Genomic DNA, 17,252 nt, shown 5'->3' with positions numbered 1-17,252 from the left:
GCGGCTCCGCGGGCACCCGTACGCGGCGCCGTTCACTGCCCCGCCGCGGGCGGGGCGGTCAACTGGTCGAAGCGGTGCATCAGATGCTGCTGTTCGCGCGAGAGCCGCTCGACGTGGCTGCGCAGGCGTGCGATCTCGTCGCTCAGACTCAGCACGCTCGCCCCCAGGCCCGCCGCGGCAGGTGAGCCGGTGTCGTCGGGGGAGCTGGGCAGCCGGTGGACAGTGGCGACCTGCTCGCGGCACGCCGGTGCGTCAAGGCCCGGATCGTGGTGGAGGATCGCCTCCATCCGGCCCCGCAGCGCGGGCCCGGGCTCCACCCCCAGCTCGTGCACCAGCCGCTTGCGTGCCCGGTCGTACACGCTCAGTGCCTCCGCCTGCCGGCCGCACCGGTACAGCGCGGTCATGAGCAGGTCGTAGAAGCGTTCCCGCATCGGATGATCGGCCGTCAGCTCCTCCAGCTCACCGGTGATCTCCCCGTGCCGTCCGGCGCGCAGAGACACGTCGTACAGCGTCTCCAGCACCGTGAGGCGTCCCTCCTCCAGCTGGGCGGCCTCGGCCGAGCAGATGTCCCCGCGCCCGGCGCCCTCCAGCGCCGCGCCCCGCCACAGCGCCAGCGCCCGGCGCAGCAGGCCGGCCGCCTCCTCGGGGTCCGCCACAGCCTGAGCGCGTCCTTCGGCTGCCAGCTGGTGGAACTGCCCGGCATCGGTACCGGCCCGGCCCGCGCGCAGCACATAGCCCATCGAGCGGGTCACGATCCACTCGTGGTGCGGCTCACCCGAACCCGGCACCGGAACCGGCAACAGCCGCCGCAGCCGCATCACATGAGCCTGCAGCGCATTGGTCGCGTTCGCCGGAGGGGTGTGGCCCCACAGCTCGTCGATGAGCCGGTGCGCCGACACCACCTGCCCACGCTTCACGATCAGCGCGCCCAGCAGCGCCCGCTGTTTGGCTCCCGTCAGAGCGATCCGCACACCGGAGCGTTCGTCATGGATCTCCACCGGACCGAGGATGCGAAACTCCATCTCTCCCCTCCTCTCGCAGAAGAAAAGAAGCCGGTATCGAATTCCACGAAAGATCCGTCCGGTGATCCGCCGGAAAGATTCCTGGAATTCACGACGCGCAACTCCTCGCCGTACGGACCATAGATGCCGCGCGCAGTGGCCAGTGCTGACACCAGTGCTGCTCAGCGCACCGTGAAACGTTTCTTGAGTCTCGTTCAGGGCGCGTGTCGCGCGGCCGGAAACGGAGGCGGCCGCACCGCCGGAGAACGGCTCGAAAGGCGGCGGAGTGCAAGAGGGATGGCCGTCGAACACGGTTACGGTGCTTCTCCGGATACCGGCTCGAAACGGCGGAGGCCGGCCAGGTACGGAGGAAATCGTGAAGATGAAGGTTCTGGGTCCACTGAGTGCCGAGGTCAACGGAGTCTCGATCGTTCCGACCGCCGGCAAGCCCCGCCAGATACTGGCCCTGCTCGCCCTGTACCCGGGACGGGTCATGCCGGTTCCGACCCTCATGGAGGAGATTTGGAACACGGACCTTCCACCCAGCGCCCTGACCACCCTGCAGACGTACATCCTGCAGTTGCGCCGGCGGCTCGGCACGGCCATGGGGCCCGATGCTCCGGGCTCCGCGAAGGACGTGCTCGCCACCCGCTACGGCGGCTATCTGCTGCAGATCCCGTCCGAAGCGGTGGATGTGCACCAGTACGAAAGCCTGGTGGCCCAGGGCCAGGACGCGTTCGAAGAGGGCGATGACCACGCGTCGGCCCGCTGCCTGCGCGAAGCCCTCGATCTGTGGGAGGGGCCCGCGCTCGTGGACGTACGCGTCGGCCCGATCCTGGAGATCGAGGTGACCCGGCTGGAGGAGAGCCGCCTCGTCGCCCGGGAACGCCGCATCGACGCGGACCTGCGGCTGGGCCGGCACGGCGAACTCATCGCCGAACTCACCGACCTGATTGCCCGTCACCCGCAGCACGAAGGACTGCACTCGCAGGCCATGGTGGCGCTCTACCGCTCCGGCCGGCAGGCTTCCGCTCTCGACGTCTACCGCCGCCTGCGCAGGCGGCTGATCGAGGACCTGGGCGTGGAGCCCTCCCCCCAACTGCAGCGACTGCACCAGGCGATCCTGGCCGTCGACCCGATGCTGGATGTCGTCGCGGGTCCCAGGCGCTCCTCGACCTTCGACCTGTACGCGGCGTGAGTCCGCCCGACCGGGCAGGCGGCGCGGGGGCAGGCGTGGGGGAGGGACCGTGAGGCGCGTCGTCGTCACCGGCCTGGGCGTGGTCGCGCCCGGCTCGGTGGGCACCAAGGGCTTCTGGTCGCTGCTCACCGCGGGCCGCACCGCCACCCGCGCCATCACGCTCTTCGACCCCACCCCCTACCGTTCCCGTATCGCCGCCGAGGCCGATTTCGACCCGGCCGAGCACCACTTCACCGCCGAAGAGACGGAACGGCTCGACAGGGCGGCCCAGTTCGTCCTTGTCGGCGCGCGTGAGGCGATCGCCGACAGCGGTCTGGACCGCATGGGGGACCCACTGCGCACCGGGGTCGCGCTCGGCAGCGCGGCCGGCTGCGTCACGGGTCTGAGCACCGAGTACGCCGTCGTCAGCGACTGCGGATCCACCTGGCACGTCGACCACACCCGCGCTGTGCCCCACCTGCTCGACTACCTCCTGCCCAGCTCGCTCGCGGCCGAAGTGGCCCTGGACTGCGGCGCGCAGGGACCCGTCACGCTGTTCTCCAACGGCTGCACCTCGGGTCTGGACTCCATCGGGCACGCAGCCGCCCTGATCCGCGAGGATTGCACCGACGTCATGATCGCCGGTGGCACCGAGGCGCCCATCGCCCCGATCACCGTGGCCGGTTTCGACGCGCTGAAGCTGACCAGCCGGCGCAACGACGAGCCACAGACCGCCTCGCGCCCCTTCGACCGGACGCGCGACGGCTTCGTGCTCGGGGAGGGAGCGGCCGTGCTGATCCTTGAGGAGTTCGAGCACGCGCGCAGCCGCGGAGCGAGGATGTATGCCGAGATCGCCGGGTTCGCGCGGCGCAACAGCGCCTACCACATGACCGGGCTGCGCCCGGGTGGCCACGAACTGGCGCGGACTATACGGGCCGCACTCGACCGGGCGCGGATCGACCCCGGCGATGTCGACCACATCAACGCCCACGGCGCGGGCACCCGGCAGAACGACCTGTACGAGACCGAGGCCCTCAAACGCAGCTTCGGCCCGCACGCCTACCGCATCCCCGTCAGCTCCATCGCATCGATGATCGGCCACGCCCTCGGGGCAGCCGGCTCTCTCGGCCTGACCGCGGGCGCCCTGACCATCGAGCACGGTGTGGTGCCGCCCACCGCCAATCTGCACGACCCCGACCCGGCCTGCGACCTCGACTACACCCCGCTGACCGCCCGCGAGCAGCGCATCGACACGGTGCTCGGCCTCGGGAGCGGCTTCGGCGGATTCCACAGCGCCGTGGTCCTCACCCGCCCGCGTCCGGCAGCGGCCCCATGAGCGCCCGTACGCGCAGGGAACAGCCGGCCCCCCTCATCACCGGGATCGGGGTCGCCGCCCCCAACGGCCTGGGCGCCAGCGCCTGGTGGGCCGCGGTACTGCGCGGTGAGAGTGGCATCGGGCCCCTCACCCGATTCGACGCCGACGAATATCCGGTACGGGTCGCGGGCGAGATCGACGGCTTCGTCGACGAGGACCATGTTCCCGCCCGGCTGCGGTCGGCCACGGACCGGATCACCCGGCTCACACTTGCCGTGGCAGCCGAGGCGCTTGCCGACGCGGACGCCGCCCCCGCCCTGTCGGCGGACAGCAACGCCGGTGTCGTCACGGCCGGTTCCGCAGGAGGCGTCGAACTCGGCCAGAGCGAGCTCCAGGCGCTGTGGACGAAGGGGCGACGGCACGTCAGCGTCTACGACACGAGCGCCTGGTTCCCCGCGGCCGGTCCTGGCCAGCTCGCCGTCCGGCACCAGCTGCACGGCCCCGGCGGCGCCGTCGTCACCGGACAGGCGGGCGGCCTGGACGCCGTGGCACAGGCCCGCAGGCACCTGCGCAACGGCTCCCGCCTGATGCTGGCCGGCGGCGTCGACTCGGCGCTGTGTCCGTGGGCCTGGGCCGCGCACATGGCGGTCGGCGCTCTGAGCCCCGTCGCCGAACCGGCCCGCGCCTACCGGCCGTTCGCCCCGGACGCCTGCGGGCATGTCCTGGGTGAGGGCGGCGCGCTGATGGTCCTCGAAGACGCGGAGACCGCACGGGCCCGGGGAGCGGCCGGTTACGGGACCGTCGCCGGATGCGCGTCCACCTTCGACGGACCCGGCGTGCCCCGGCTGCGCGCGGCGGCCGAACTGGCCCTGGCCGACGCGGGTGTGAGCCCCGCCGACATCGACGTCGTGTTCGCCGACGCGGCAGGCGAGCGGGGCGCCGACCGGGCCGAGGCCGAGGCGATCTGCGCACTGTTCGGCCCGTACGGCGTCCCGGTCACCGCACCCAAGACCATGACCGGCCGCCTGCTGGCCGGTGGCTCCTCCCTCGATCTGGCCGCCGCCCTGTTCGCCCTGCGCGACGGCGTGGTGCCGCCGACCACCGCGACAAAGCGCACCGCGGACGACTGCCCGCTGGACCTCGTGACCGGCGAGCCCCGGCGCGGCGGCGTGCTGCGCTGCGCGCTGGTCCTGGCCCGAGGCAGGGGCGGGTTCAACTCCGCGGCCGTCGTACGCGGCCCGGACTGACACCCCGCCAAAAGACCCTCAGGACCCCCCTCCAGGCACCACAAGCGTGCCGAGCACGCAGGAAGAGAGGCCACCGTGGCACCGTTCAACCTGTCGGACCTGACCGCCCTGCTGCGCGCATGCGCGGGCGCGGGGGAGGGGGACGCCGGGGACCTGGACGAGGGCATGCTCGACGTGCCGTTCTTCGACCTCGGATACGACTCGCTGGCGATCCTGCAGACCACCGCCCGGATCGAGGACGAGCACGGGATCGGCCTCGGGGAGGAAGCCATCGACGAGGCCGAGACCCCCCGCCAGTACCTCGACCTCGTCAACCGCGCCCTGGCCGCTCGCGGCACGGACACCGTGCACACCGACGCCGTGGTCGTCGGCTCGGGCCCGGCAGGTCTCGCCCTCACCCTGATGCTGCTGCGGTCGGGGGTGAGGGTCGTGCTGGTGGAGCGCTCGCCATCGGCGGGCCGCGACTTCCACGGGGAGATCCTGCAGCCCGGCGGCCAGCGCATCCTGGACCAGCTGGGGGTACTGGACGCGGCCCGCGGCCGGGGCGCCGTGGCCCTGGACGGATTCCAGGTCCTGGAGCGGGACAGGCTGCTCCTGGACATCGACTACCGCCGCCTCGACGCACCGTACAACCGGCTGCTCGCCCTTCCGCAGCGCCATCTGCTCGACGAACTGCTCACCAGGTGCCGGCGACTGCCCGGCTTCCACTACCTGGGCGGGCACCGCATCGGCAGCCTGCTGCACACGGAGCAGAGCGGCGCGTGCGCGGGGGTCGTGGTGAGCGGGCCCGGCGGGCGGCGCACCACCGTGCGAGCCCAGGTGGTCGTGGGCTGCGACGGACGGTTCTCCAAGACCCGGCAGCTCGCAGGGATCGCGTCCGGCCGCACCGAGGCCTTCGACCAGGACGTGGTGTGGTTCGCGCTGCCGGCCGCCGGCCGGACGACAGGCCGGGTGCGGGTGCACCGGGCGGGAACCGCCGCGGTACTCGTCCACGACTGCTGGCCCGACCGGCTCAGGATCGGCTGGACGCTGCCCCACCGCACCTGGCAGCAGGCCGCCGCGCGCGGCATCGGCGACATCCGGCGCGAACTGGCCGCCGCCCTGCCGCACTTGGCCGACCTCATCGACGAACATCTCACACAGCTGTCCGACCTCACCCTTCTCGACGTCTTCGCCGCCCGCGCCGATCAGTGGGTGCGCGACGGCCTGGTACTTGCCGGGGACAGCGCGCACACCCACGGCCCGCTCGGCGCCCAGGGCATCAACCAAGCTCTGCAGGACGCCGCCGTCCTGCATCCGCTGCTCGTCGCCGCGCTTGCCGCAGGGGACTGTTCACAGGCGCGCCTCGCCGCCTTCGAAGCGGCCCGGGCGCCCGCCGCCGACGCGGTCCTGCGGATGCAGCGCCTGCAGGCCGCCGCCTTCTTCGGCCACGGCGGACCACTCGCCGCCTTCATGCGGGCCCGCGCCGCGCGGCTCGTCACGCGTACACCGCTCGGCGCGCGCATCACCCGGCGGATTGCCTACGGCCATCCCCAAGTGCACGTACAGACCGGTCTGTTCGTGACGGACGGCCGCCCGGCTGCTCAGTCGCCGGCCTCGATGTCGTAGAAGCCGTCGCGCTCCCACTGCCGGATGGTGGCGTGATCACGCTCCACCACCGAGCGGTCCCGATGGATCAGATAGACGGCGCCGGGCCGGGTGAACAGGTCCTTGGTGCGACGGACGAACTCACCCGCGCGTCCGGCCGGAGCGAGCATGCTGTGGTACGAGGGCAGGGTCCGCAGCCGGGACCAGTCAAGGTCCCGGCGCAGCCGTCCGCTGCTCGGGCAGATGAAGCTCACACCACGGGCCTCGGCCAGCGGCGCGGTGGGCAGCCGCCTGGAGGCGTAGAGATGGGGGACGAGCATGGCGTGCACGGTGTTGGCCACCGGATTCCGCCCGGTCGCCCGGGTCACCGCCGACACGTCGATGGTTCCCTGCGGGCGTGCCGCGCTCTCGACCAGCCGTGGCCCGTCGGCGGTGTTGATGACTTCGGTGTGCGAGGGCCCCCAGCGGGTCCCCAGCGCGTCCAGGACGTCTCGTACATACGCGGCGACCGGCTGCGCGTCGGGGTTCTGGGGCGGGACCAGATCGATGTAGTCGTACACGGGCGCGCCCGCCAGCACGGTTTTGACGGAGCGCCAGATCTCCGTGACGGTGTGCTGCCCGTCCGCTGAGAGGCAGTTGACCATGTATTCGTCACCGCGCAGATACTCCTGCACGAGTACGGCCGCGTTCGTCTGGCCGTACACGCTGCGGCTGCCCAGGAGCTTGTCCGCGGCGGCTGCGGCCTCCTGCGGGCTCGTACAGCAGAACACGCCGTCCGTGCCCGCGCTGCGCAGGGGTTTGACGACGACCGGCCCGCCGCCGTGCCCCGCGGTCACCGCGTACGCCTCCTCGGCGGTGGTGACCGCAGCGTTCCAGGCGGCAGGCACACCGGCGTCGGCGACTGCCCGCTGCATCTGGAGCTTGTCGCGGCGCGCGGCCGAGGAGGACGGCGCGTTGTTGCTGCTGAGGCCCAGCACGGCGGCGAGCTCGTCGGCCAGCTCCACGCCCGATTCGGTGCCCGCGGCCACCCACCCGATGTGATGCCGCCCCAGGGAGCGCAGCAGTGTGTCCCAGTCGCCGTCGAAGGAGTACTCCGCCCGGTAGGTTTCCGGGGCGTAGGTGGCGCGGAAGGTTCCGGCACGCTCCGCCCGGTTCTCCACGTGGACCGTGCCGATTCCGTACGCGGCGAATGCGGGCGCGTACAGCGCTCCTGTGGAGTAGCCGTCGACGACGACGGCGACCCGCTCGTTCATGGTGTGCACGGGCATGGCACTACCTCCGGCGGTCGGGGTGGGACCAGGCCGGCCTCGGCACCCGGTAGACGAAGCTGATCGCCGTACGGGGCTCGCTGACCGTCGAGTTGGGGGCGGAGCGGTGCAGCATCATCCCGTCGAAGGCGACCGCCGACCCCGGTGGCAGGGGCACCGACACGGGGGCGGGTGCGGACAGTACCCGGGCCGGGTCGACATGGGGTTCGACGGCGTCCGCGAGGGGCGGCTCGCCGGGGCGACGTTCGCTGTCGCCGCGGTGCTCGAACAGGCCGTGCCGGTGGGAGCCGGAGATGAACTGCAGACAGCCGTTGGCCTCGGTCGCCTCCTCGACCGCCACCCAGACCGTGACCACGCTGTGCGCCTCGGTGTCGAAGCCTTCGGGAGCGAACGCCATGTCCTGGTGCCACGGCTTCTCCGAGCCCAGCCGGGGCGGCTTGGCCCACAGGAAGGAGTTCACCAGGACTCCCGGCGCGCCCGCCAGCCGGGGCACCAGGCCCTCGGGCAGGTCCAGTTCGGCCTGCAGCGCGGCCAGGTCCGGTGCGTAGTGGTGGGCCCGGCTCACCGAGCGCAGCAGCCCGGCGACCTGTGGATCGCCCTGCTGCCAGGCCACCCAGCCGCCCACCCCGGCCGCCTCCAGGACGAAGTCCCCGGCCGAGGAGTCAAGATGGGCGGCCTCCTTGCGCAGCTGCGCGGCGGCGCGGCGCAGCCGGGCGAGCCCCGCCGCCGGCACCAGGCCGGGCAGCGGGACGAACCCGCTGTCCTCCAGGGTGCCGACGGCGGCATCGGTCACGTTGTGGGTCATAGCCAGTTGCCCTCCTGCATGAGGTCGCGCCCGGACAGCTCATTGACCTCCCGCCACGCCTGCACGTGCCGGGGACTGATACGGAAGTACTGGTACGGCGTCTTCAGCTCACGCGGATCGAAGCCGGTCTTCTCCGCGAAGGTGTCCCCGAACTTCGGGCCGACGTCGTCCGGCTGGACACCCTCGGCGACGCCCTCGACCAGGACGACATCGCGGGTCGCGCCGAACGCGAGCCGCACCCGGCCGCCCGCCAGAAGGTTCCGGCTGGTGGGCGAGGTACGCACCGTGGAGATGTAGAAGAAACTGCCGTCCCACAGGAAGGACAGCGGCACCAGATAGGGCCCGCCGTCGAAGTCCGCGGTGGACACCCAGGTGTCGACGTCCTTCTCGAAGTGCACGAGGACATCGCGGCGGCGCTCTTCGCGGCTGCGCGGTGGTGCGAGAGTCATGCTGTTCTCCTCATCGTGGTGTACGTGGCCTGCCGACCGCGGCGAATGTACCGGGCTCCTCGCTGTGTGTGCCGCCGTCCGCGCCGACTCGGCGCACGTCGGAGAGGGCAAGACCTAGGAAGACGGGGGCTCCCACCAGGGCGGAGAGCCACATCGCGCTGTGCAGTCCCACCACTTGGGCCAGCGCGCCCCCGAGCAGCGCGCCCACCGGCAGTGCGCCCCAGGACACGAAGCGCACGGTGGCGTTCATCCGTCCCATCAGCGGCCGGGGGGTGACCGCCTGACGCACACTCACCTGGTTGACGTTGAGCACCACCACACCGACCGCCTGGATCAGCAGACCGCCGACCAGCAGGGCATCGACCAGCAGGGTGTGGGGCGCCGCGTACCCGGCCACTGGCAGCAGCAGCGGTCCGGCCCCGCACAGCAGCGAGGCGGCGACGATGGTCGGCCCGGTGCCGATGCGCCGGGCCGCCCGCCGGGATGCGAGCGCTCCGCCCACCATTCCGGCACTGGACAGCGCCATCACCAGGCCGATCCGGGCCGGTGAGAAGCCCAGCTGACGGGTCGCGTACGTGACGAGCAGGGCCGAGACCATGGCGTACGACAGATTGGTCAGGCACGACGTGATCGTGATGGGAGCCAGCAGCCGGTGGTGCCTGACGAACTTCAGGCCCTGGATGATGTCCTGGCACGGAAGCTGGCCGGTGCGCGCCGCGGGCTCCGGGGGGCGGGGCCGGCCGGGGATGCGCCACACCATCACGGCGGAGAAGAGGAACGAGACGATGTCCACGCACAGCGCCACGGGCCCGCGCAGCAGCCCGATCAGCCAGCCGCCCGCGGCATGCCCGCCGACCAGCGCGCCCGAACGAGCCAGTTCCAGCTTGGAGTTGCCCTCGGCGAGATCCTCGGCGGGCAGGATGTCGGGCAGATAGGACTGGTAGGCGATGTCGAAGAAAACGGTGGCCGCGCCGATCGTCAGCCCGACGGCGTACAGCTGCGCCAGGGTGAGAACGCCGAGCACATGGCTGACCGGCACGGTCAGCAGCACCAGGGCCCGCACGAGGTCTGCCGTGATGAGGACCGGCTTGCGCGGCATCCGGTCCACCCAAGCGCCCGCGGGCAGCCCGATCAGGAGATACGGCGCGACCTGCACGGCCTGAACGGCGCTCACCTCGAAGGCGCTGGCGTTCAGGGTCGTCAGGGCGGTCAGCGGCAGGGCGAGGATGCTGATCTGCGTTCCGAACTGGGTGACCGCCTGGCCCGCCCACAGCCGGCGGAACGCCGGTTGCCGCAGCAGTTGCATGTCACACCCCCGCTGCCGACGTGTCGCCGGGCCGGGCGGCTGCCTCGAATGTGAACACGCCTGCCGTGCAGGCCCGTTGATCGGCGCCCATGCCTACCACGGCGCCCGCGTCGGCGGGCAGCGCGCGGGCATAAGTGCCCGCGTGCCCGTCCGGAGTGAGGAACAGGCTCCATACGGTCCGCCAGACCTCGGTGCGGCCGGTTGCCGGATCGAGGACGGGTTCCGGGCGGGTGTGGGCGCGCTCCTGGACGACTGCGCCGCAGGCGTCGACCGATTCCAGTGCGCGCCGCCAACGGCCCGCGGGCGTTTCCCATCCGGCCAGCACGCCCGAACCGCCGTACTGCGCACGGGGTTTGAGGATCAGTTCGTGTTGTCGGGCCAGACACTCGGCGAACAGGTCCGGGGCGCTGGTACGCGCCTGGTGCGGCAGTGACCTGGTCCAGGGCAGCAGCCGGTCGATCAGCGCCAGCTCCTCGGTACTGAAGCGATCGCGCAGGCGGGGCCGGGAGAGCAGCGCGAGCGCGCCCTTGTTGCTGAACAGATAGGACTCCAGAGGCGTCCACAGCACCACGGTGCCCTGCTCATGGGCCTGGAAGAGGGGTTCCACCATGGCCTCGCCGTCGGGCTCCGCCAGGATCTCCTCGGCGCAGAAGCAGCGCAGCACCAGATCCACCGCGGTGCCGTCCAGGGTGATCCGCTTCCCCCGGCTCCTGACCGCGTGCACCTCACCGACGCGGAAGTCCAGTCCCTCGGCGCGCATCAGCTCGGCGACCGCCTCCCACACGGCGCCGAACTTCGCCAGCCCGCCCGGCGCTTCGAGCAGGGCGACGACCGGGGTGCGTCCGCCCGCCACCGGGCGGGCCGCTGCCCGCAGCGTTTCGGCGACCACGCGGCCGGTGTCCAGATACGTCAGCGCGTGCTCGGCCGCGAAGGAGGTGAAACCCGGAGCCTGTGCCCACAGGCGGGGCAGCGTGCCCGCTCGGTCGATGCCGCCGAGTTCGCTCGCGATGTTGAACTCCAGGAGCCGGAACCGGCTTCCGTCGAAACTCATGTCGGTGCGCCCGTACATCGGCGGAGCGCCGCCGCCGAGGCGCGTGATCAGCTTCTGGGTGCGTTCGTCGATGCCCAGCGCCCGGCAGTACGCGCCCAGGTCGCCGTCGAAGAGGCGCTGCGGCAGCGAGGTGATCAGCTCGAAGATGCCTGCCGTATCGGCCGCTGCTCGTTCCACTGCCTGTTGTGGGGCGAAGAGCGGCCGGGACAGCAGCCGGGTGCCGGCCGCCGCCGCGAGAGCCGGCGGCAGGCTGATCTCCTTGAGGACGGTGTGCAGCGGGCTGTGCGGATCCGCGCTCTCGCGCAGAAACGCCGTCGTCACCGGGTCCGTGGTCATGCCGTCGGTCGTCGTGCTGTCGGACCTCGTGCAGTCGGACCTCGCGCTGTCGGTCGTCATTGCGGGCAACTGCCTTTCCCTCGGGTTCACGCGGTGCTCAGGCGCACGGCGTGAGCCGCCTTGTCGGCCTCGATCCAGCACGCGTCGGCGCTCTGCCCGGTGACGAGCACATAGCCGTAGCGGCTCATGATGTGACCGGCGGGCGGCAGCAGCAGCTCCTGACCCGGCTCGGCCAGCGCCTGCGCCCGCACCGCCGCCGCGGGCAGCGCCGCCGCGTCCACGTGCACGCCGCCGGCCACACAGTCTTGTTCGGGGTAGAGGAAGCGGATCGCCGCGCAACCGCGGCGGCGCGCGGGTGGCGGCAGCGCGATGCCGCAGGCGATCGCGACAGCCCAGTGGCCCGGATCCACCCCGCAGGCGAACGAAGCCACGAGAGGAATGAGATCGCCGCCGAGGCGGGCGTTGATCTCGATCACCTTCGGCCCGGCCGCGGTGAGTCTGAGCTCGGTGTGGGTGATCCCGGTGTGGTAGCCCACCGCCGCGTGCGCCCGCCGCAGGACGTCGAACAGCCCGGGGTCGTCCAGCAGCGGGTCGGCGGCGTCGACGCTGTGTGCGATCTCCTCGAAGTACGGCTCGAATCCGCAGACTTTGCGGGCGATGTACAGCGGGGTCAGCTCGCCGTCCAGCAGTGCCGCGTCGATGCTGATCTCCTCGCCGCGCAGGTACTCCTCGACCAGGACGCTCCCGCCGAAGTCCGGCGCACCGGCCATTTCCACGGTTCCCGCCGCGGTGTACGCCGCCGCCACCTCCGCGGGCGATGCGGCTCTGCTCACTCCGACACTGGCCCCCAGACCGCGCGGCTTGACGACCACCGGGAATCCGATACGGGCCGCGGCCCGCTCGGCCTTGGCCGCCGACGCGACCGGGACGGAGCGGGCCTGGGGCACGCCCACGGCATCGAGGGCCCGGCGGGTGCCGTGCTTGTCGCGGCACAGCGCCACGGCCCCGGGCGGGGAGCCAGGAAGGCCCAACTCCTGCTGCAGCCGGGCGCTCTGCTCCACCAGCAGCTCGTTCCAGCACAGCACCCCGGCCACGGTGTGCCGGGCCGCCACCGAATGGGCCGCGGTCTTCAGGGCGCCGGCGTCATGGAGGTCGACCACGGTGTGGCCGCACAGAAACGGCAGCTCCCACGTGGGCTCGGTGTCCAGGAACAGCCAGATACGGGCATGCGTGGCGGCCATCGACAGGAGATATTCGCGGAACTGCCGCACGCCACTGTGCACCAGAAGGACCAGCGGAAGATCTCCAGTACCGGCCACTGAGTTCACCCCGTACCTCTCACTACGCGGCTCTCGTGAAGGAGAGCAATTGTGCGGCTGCGGCTGAACTGCCCGCCGCTGGGAAGCTAGCGCCCAATGCCCGCTCGAATCGTCGGGCAGGGGAAGATTTGTAGCTCCCCGCCGAGATTTGTCATTGCTATCCGAAACTTGTCATTGCCTCAGTGCATATTTCCGGCCAGGTGCAAGCGCGTTGCGATATGGCTGATCTCTACTCTCAACAGGGAGAATATTGCTCGCGGTTGGCGTGAACACAAGATCGAAGCATGTAAATCGGCCAGCATCCGCACGGTCTCCGTGAATTCGCTATTGACGATCCGGTGACTCGGGATTCACTCTGATTCCGCTCGGCGACTGATTGAGGTCGCTGGACTTACCCCTTGTGGAAGGAGATGGTTCTCATGGAGAAGGACTTCATCGGGTCGCGTGACAACGGCCAGGGCATCGAGAAGTGGTAATTCCGCTCCACCCGTTCCACGCACCCCGAAATACCTAAAAAGCCGCCCGCATGTACGACAGTGCGGGCGGCTTCACAACGTCTTGAGGGAGAGATCTGGTGGTTGGCAACCTTCCGTCGGCGACAGTGGAGCTGTCGCCGGAGTTTCTCGAGGTGGACCACTCGGACGACGCGCGCTACTGGGCGTCGGTCGAAGCCGTCGTGGATCTCGCCGACCGTCGCGGCCGGGACCGGGCCGGCATCCCCCTGCTCATCGGCCTCGCGGTCAAGCACCCGCAGTGGCCGGTGCGCGCCGCTGCCGTACGCCTTCTCGCCGCCCACCACCACGACGACGCCACCGCGGCCGAAGCGGTCGCCGCCGCCACCCACGACCCCGTGGACTGGGTGGCGTTCACCGCGCTCAAGGTGGTGACCGAACATCGCATCCGCGCGGCCGTGCCGGACATGATCCGTATCTCGGGATGGCCGAGCAACTTCGCCCGCGACGACTACGCCCGTAAACCGGTCGGCTGCGGGGCCGCGTTCACCAAGCGTGCCCTGCTCGCCATCTTCGGGACCCGGGACCCTCAGGAGCTGCGCCGCCTGGAGGACGAGTACTTCACGGACATGCGGGCCCGTGTCGCCGCGCACGCCCGCCGTCCGCGCCTGAACGACGACGTCGTGCTGGTGCCCGCCGGCCCCTTCCTGGCCGGTACCGCCTCGTCCGCCGGCGGGCCCTTCCGTATGAAGCAGGGCGACAACCCGCTGCGCGCAGAGACCCTGACCGCCTTCCACATCGACCGGACGACCGTCACCAACGCCCGCTACGCCGAGTTCCTGGACAAGGCCTCGGACACGGGGGAGTACGACCACCCGGACCAGCCCGAGGAGCGCCGCCACCACCAGCCGGCCCACTGGCACGACGCCCGCTTCAACGAGCCCGGCATGCCGGTGGTCGGCCTCGACTGGTACGACGCCTGGGCCTTCGCCAACTGGGCAGGCGGCACGCTGCCCAGCGAGCTGCAGTGGGAGAAGGCGGCCCGCGGCACCGACGGCCGCGCCTACCCGTGGGGGGACGGCTTCGAGCCGGACCGGGTGAACTACGTCGAGCGCTCCTACGGGCGGCCGGTCGCCGACCTGGACGAGCTGGAAGCGCTGCTGGTCACCACGACCCCCGACGACACCCCGCCCCACCCGGTGCTCGCCTCCGACAGCCTGCCCGCGGGCGCCAGCCCCTACGGCGTGCTCCAGATGTCCGGCAACGTATGGGAGCTGACCCGCACCAACTACTACACCGGCGAGGACATGGACCCCTTCTTCAAGGGGCGCCACCCCATGGAGTTCATGAACCGCAAGGAAGCCTTCCATGTGCTGCGCGGCGGCACCTGGACCTCGCCGCCGGTGTGCCTGACCACCTTCTACCGGGGCAAGGACCTGATCACCGACCTGCACAACGAGGTCGGATTCCGCTGCGTGTACGAGGCGCAATGATGCGGCTGACATCCCTGGGGCATGCCGCCGTCCTGATCGAGACCGGCGAGCGGCGCATCCTGGTCGACCCCTGGCTCACGCAGCGCCTGGACCGCTTCTGGGAGCACCATCCCGCCCTGCCCGACGGTCTGCTCGACGTCCTGGACGGCGGCGTGGACCACATAGTCTTCAGCCACCACCACTTCGACCACCACCACTTCCCCTCCCTGGCCCGGATCCTTGAGGACAGTGAGGTCGACTTCGACGACAGCCCGCACCGCGCGCCGGACACGGACTGCGTCTTTCCCGTCGGCCCCGTCCCGCCCCGGTTCACCGGATCAGGACTCGGCCACCAGGCGATCGAATGGACCCTGCGCCGCCTCGGCTTCGAACGGCTGACCCCCGTCACCCCCGGCAGCACCCTGCGCGTGGGCGACACAGTCCTGCACACCTTCGTCTCCGACGTCACCTTCCCCGAGATGAGCATCCTGGTGCAGAGCGGCGAGGCATCCGTGATGCTGTGCGGGGACGCGATCCTGCACGAGTCGACCGTGCGGCACTTCGCCCGCCCCGACGCCCCCCGGATCGACGTTGCCTTCGTGCCCGCGCACAGCATGTCGCCGCCCGGTGTGCTGACCGAGCGCCGCCCGCTCGCCGACACCGAGTCCGTGCGTGCCCGCGCGGTTGCGAACTTCGACCGCTACGTGACCACCTTGAACGCGGGCCTGACCGTCCCGTCGTCCTTCGGCTGGAAGGTCAGCGGCGACGGTGACCGGGACTACTCCTGGTGCAACCGCACCATCTTTCCCCTCACCCCCTACCAAGCCCTCGGCCGCCTGCGCGAGTTGAGCAAGGACGGTCTGCTGTGGGGGCCCGGACAGATCATCGAGGTCGCCGACGGCCGTGCCGAACTGCACAACGGCCCCCATGCGCCCAAGGGGTACGACTTCGAGGCCGTCTACGCAGAGGTGAGTCTGGACGAGGCCACCGGCGTCCCGCCGTTCACCCCCGAACGCGACCGCCACGGCCGCCAGACGCGCAGCGCCGAAGACCTGCTCGCGGACCTGATGGAACGCCTCGTCGGCACCGACTTCTGGTACCGCGCCATCGACAGCGGCGCGACCCACACCATCTCGCTGCACGAGGTCCGCGACGAGTGCGGCGACGAGGACGGCGGCGAGGGCAGCGGCGCCACCCGCAGCCACCTCCTGGACCCGGTGACCGGCCGCGTCGTCCGTCTGGGACCCGGACCCGCCCGACAGCACCTCACCCAGGACACCGGCTACACAGAGATCGCCGCGAGCACCCTGCAGGCCCTGCTGGACAGCGAGTTGCTCTACGGCAGCTCGTACGGCCTGTGGGCCAGCAACAGCAATCTGCTCTCGGCCGTCTTTCACCAGCCCGTCCACTACACCCGGCATGTGGACCAGGTCCTGGGCAGGCCCGGCGATGGGTGAGATGCCCGGGCGGCGCGTCGTCGTCGACCACCACAGCACCTGCCTGCGGGACAACCCGCTGGGGGACCCGTACACCCGGCGGATCGAGGTGCTGCTGCCGCCGGGATACCGGGAGGACATGCGCCACCCCGTCGTCTACTGGCTGCCCGGCTTCGGCGCCGCCCCCACCCTGACCAACCGCCCGCTGGCGTTCGGCGACTCGGTGGCCGGCCGGCTCCAGGCGGCCATGGCGCGGGGCGAGATCCCCGCGGCGCTCCTGGTGGTGCCTGACTGCACGACCGCGTACGGCGGTTCGCAGTACATCGACTCCCCGGGCTGCGGCCGCTACCTCACCCACCTCACCGAGATCGTCGCCGAGGTGGACCGGCGCTTCGCCACCCGGGCCGAGCCCGCCTGGCGCGCTGTCGCGGGCAAGTCGAGCGGCGGCTACGGCGCCCTGATCGCCGCCATGCAAACCGACCTTTTCGGCGCGGTACTCGCCCACACCCCCGACGCGGGCTTCGAGCACTGCTATCTGCCGCTGCTCCCGGGCGTACTGGACACGATCGAAGCAGCGGGCGGCGTCAAGGAGTTCCTGGCCCGCCGGTACAGCGGGCCGCACGACGTGGCGTTCATGGTCGCGATGAGTCTGCTGGCCATGGGCATGTGCTACGCACCCGAGCCAGGTGTTCCGGCCGCGCAGACCCTGCCCTGCGATCCGCGCACCGGGCTCTTCCGCCCCAAGGTGTGGGAGCGCTGGCTGCGGCACGATCCCGTACGCACCGCCGCCGCGCACACCGAACGGCTGCGGGCGCTGCGACTGCTCTACCTGGAGACCGGCAGCCGCGACGACTACCACATGCACTGGGGCGTCAGGGCACTGCACGCCACCCTGCAGGAGCTCGGCGTCGCACACGAATACCAGGAGCACGACGGCGGACACCACGGCATCGAGCATCGCTTCACCACCTCCCTGGCCCGCCTCGGCCGGGTATGGAACACCGCGGCGGTCACCACGGGAGGGCGCTGAC

At 71.2% G+C, this 17,252-nt stretch carries 14 protein-coding genes; 7 read left to right on the top strand and 7 right to left on the bottom strand.

The features are described from left to right. Positions 1–32: 32 nt before the first annotated feature. Complete coding sequence (locus tag OHA61_RS02780) at positions 33–1,022, bottom strand: BTAD domain-containing putative transcriptional regulator (RefSeq protein ID WP_389371176.1); 990 nt, start codon at positions 1,020–1,022, stop codon at positions 33–35. A 355-nt stretch (positions 1,023–1,377) separates the two neighbouring features. Here OHA61_RS02780 and OHA61_RS02775 point away from each other — a divergent pair, with 355 nt between their 5' ends. From OHA61_RS02775 to OHA61_RS02760, 4 genes are all read left to right on the top strand, one after another. Further along, positions 1,378–2,199, top strand: a complete 822-nt coding sequence (locus tag OHA61_RS02775; protein WP_361914506.1) for an AfsR/SARP family transcriptional regulator — start codon at positions 1,378–1,380, stop codon at positions 2,197–2,199. A gap of 49 nt (positions 2,200–2,248) precedes the next feature. Continuing rightward, entirely contained in the window at positions 2,249–3,514 is a 1,266-nt protein-coding gene (locus OHA61_RS02770; protein ID WP_406301510.1) for a beta-ketoacyl-[acyl-carrier-protein] synthase family protein, read from the top strand. Then, on the top strand, positions 3,511–4,740 hold the full coding sequence (locus tag OHA61_RS02765; RefSeq protein ID WP_406301509.1) for a beta-ketoacyl synthase N-terminal-like domain-containing protein: 1,230 nt from the start codon (positions 3,511–3,513) through the stop codon (positions 4,738–4,740). The genes OHA61_RS02770 and OHA61_RS02765 overlap by 4 nt, the downstream gene beginning before the upstream one ends. Positions 4,741–4,815: 75 nt before the next feature. Beyond that, positions 4,816–6,348, top strand: coding sequence for an FAD-dependent monooxygenase (locus OHA61_RS02760; protein ID WP_406301508.1), 1,533 nt, complete (start codon positions 4,816–4,818; stop codon positions 6,346–6,348). On the opposite strand, the gene OHA61_RS02755 is transcribed toward OHA61_RS02760, so the two are convergent. The 6 genes from OHA61_RS02755 to OHA61_RS02730 are packed head-to-tail and all read right to left on the bottom strand — an operon-like array spanning position 6,324 to position 12,861. Further along, positions 6,324–7,595: an ATP-grasp domain-containing protein gene (locus OHA61_RS02755; RefSeq protein ID WP_406301506.1), complete on the bottom strand. Its 1,272-nt coding sequence runs from the start codon at positions 7,593–7,595 to the stop codon at positions 6,324–6,326. The two genes, OHA61_RS02760 and OHA61_RS02755, sit on opposite strands and share 25 nt — an antisense overlap. A gap of 4 nt (positions 7,596–7,599) precedes the next feature. Next, complete coding sequence (locus OHA61_RS02750; protein WP_406301505.1) at positions 7,600–8,400, bottom strand: phytanoyl-CoA dioxygenase family protein; 801 nt, start codon at positions 8,398–8,400, stop codon at positions 7,600–7,602. Further along, a complete protein-coding gene (locus OHA61_RS02745; RefSeq protein WP_406301504.1) occupies positions 8,397–8,849 on the bottom strand; it encodes a pyridoxamine 5'-phosphate oxidase family protein in 453 nt (150 codons plus the stop codon). The genes OHA61_RS02750 and OHA61_RS02745 overlap by 4 nt, the downstream gene beginning before the upstream one ends. 10 nt (positions 8,850–8,859) lie before the next feature. Continuing rightward, positions 8,860–10,155 (bottom strand): MFS transporter, encoded by a 1,296-nt coding sequence (locus OHA61_RS02740; RefSeq protein WP_361914487.1) that lies wholly within the window; start codon positions 10,153–10,155, stop codon positions 8,860–8,862. Between the two features lies 1 nt (position 10,156). Next, positions 10,157–11,602, bottom strand: coding sequence for a hypothetical protein (locus OHA61_RS02735; protein ID WP_406301503.1), 1,446 nt, complete (start codon positions 11,600–11,602; stop codon positions 10,157–10,159). Between the two features lie 26 nt (positions 11,603–11,628). Continuing rightward, positions 11,629–12,861: an acetyl-CoA carboxylase biotin carboxylase subunit family protein gene (locus tag OHA61_RS02730; protein ID WP_406301502.1), complete on the bottom strand. Its 1,233-nt coding sequence runs from the start codon at positions 12,859–12,861 to the stop codon at positions 11,629–11,631. A gap of 574 nt (positions 12,862–13,435) precedes the next feature. Here OHA61_RS02730 and OHA61_RS02725 point away from each other — a divergent pair. Genes OHA61_RS02725 through OHA61_RS02715 form a run of 3 tightly spaced genes read left to right on the top strand, consistent with a single transcriptional unit; the run spans position 13,436 to position 17,251 of the window. Next, positions 13,436–14,806, top strand: coding sequence for a formylglycine-generating enzyme family protein (locus OHA61_RS02725; RefSeq protein WP_406301501.1), 1,371 nt, complete (start codon positions 13,436–13,438; stop codon positions 14,804–14,806). Then, positions 14,803–16,242, top strand: a complete 1,440-nt coding sequence (locus OHA61_RS02720; protein ID WP_406301500.1) for an MBL fold metallo-hydrolase — start codon at positions 14,803–14,805, stop codon at positions 16,240–16,242. Before OHA61_RS02725 ends, OHA61_RS02720 begins: the two co-directional genes overlap by 4 nt. Further along, positions 16,235–17,251, top strand: coding sequence for an alpha/beta hydrolase-fold protein (locus OHA61_RS02715; protein WP_406301499.1), 1,017 nt, complete (start codon positions 16,235–16,237; stop codon positions 17,249–17,251). The genes OHA61_RS02720 and OHA61_RS02715 overlap by 8 nt, the downstream gene beginning before the upstream one ends. The last annotated feature ends 1 nt before the right edge of the window (position 17,252 follow it).

The organism is Streptomyces sp. NBC_00885, from assembly GCF_045207475.1.
Lineage (GTDB): Bacteria > Actinomycetota > Actinomycetes > Streptomycetales > Streptomycetaceae > Streptomyces.
Note: the sequence above shows the minus strand (reverse complement) of the source record. Positions and strands in the feature narration are given on the sequence as shown.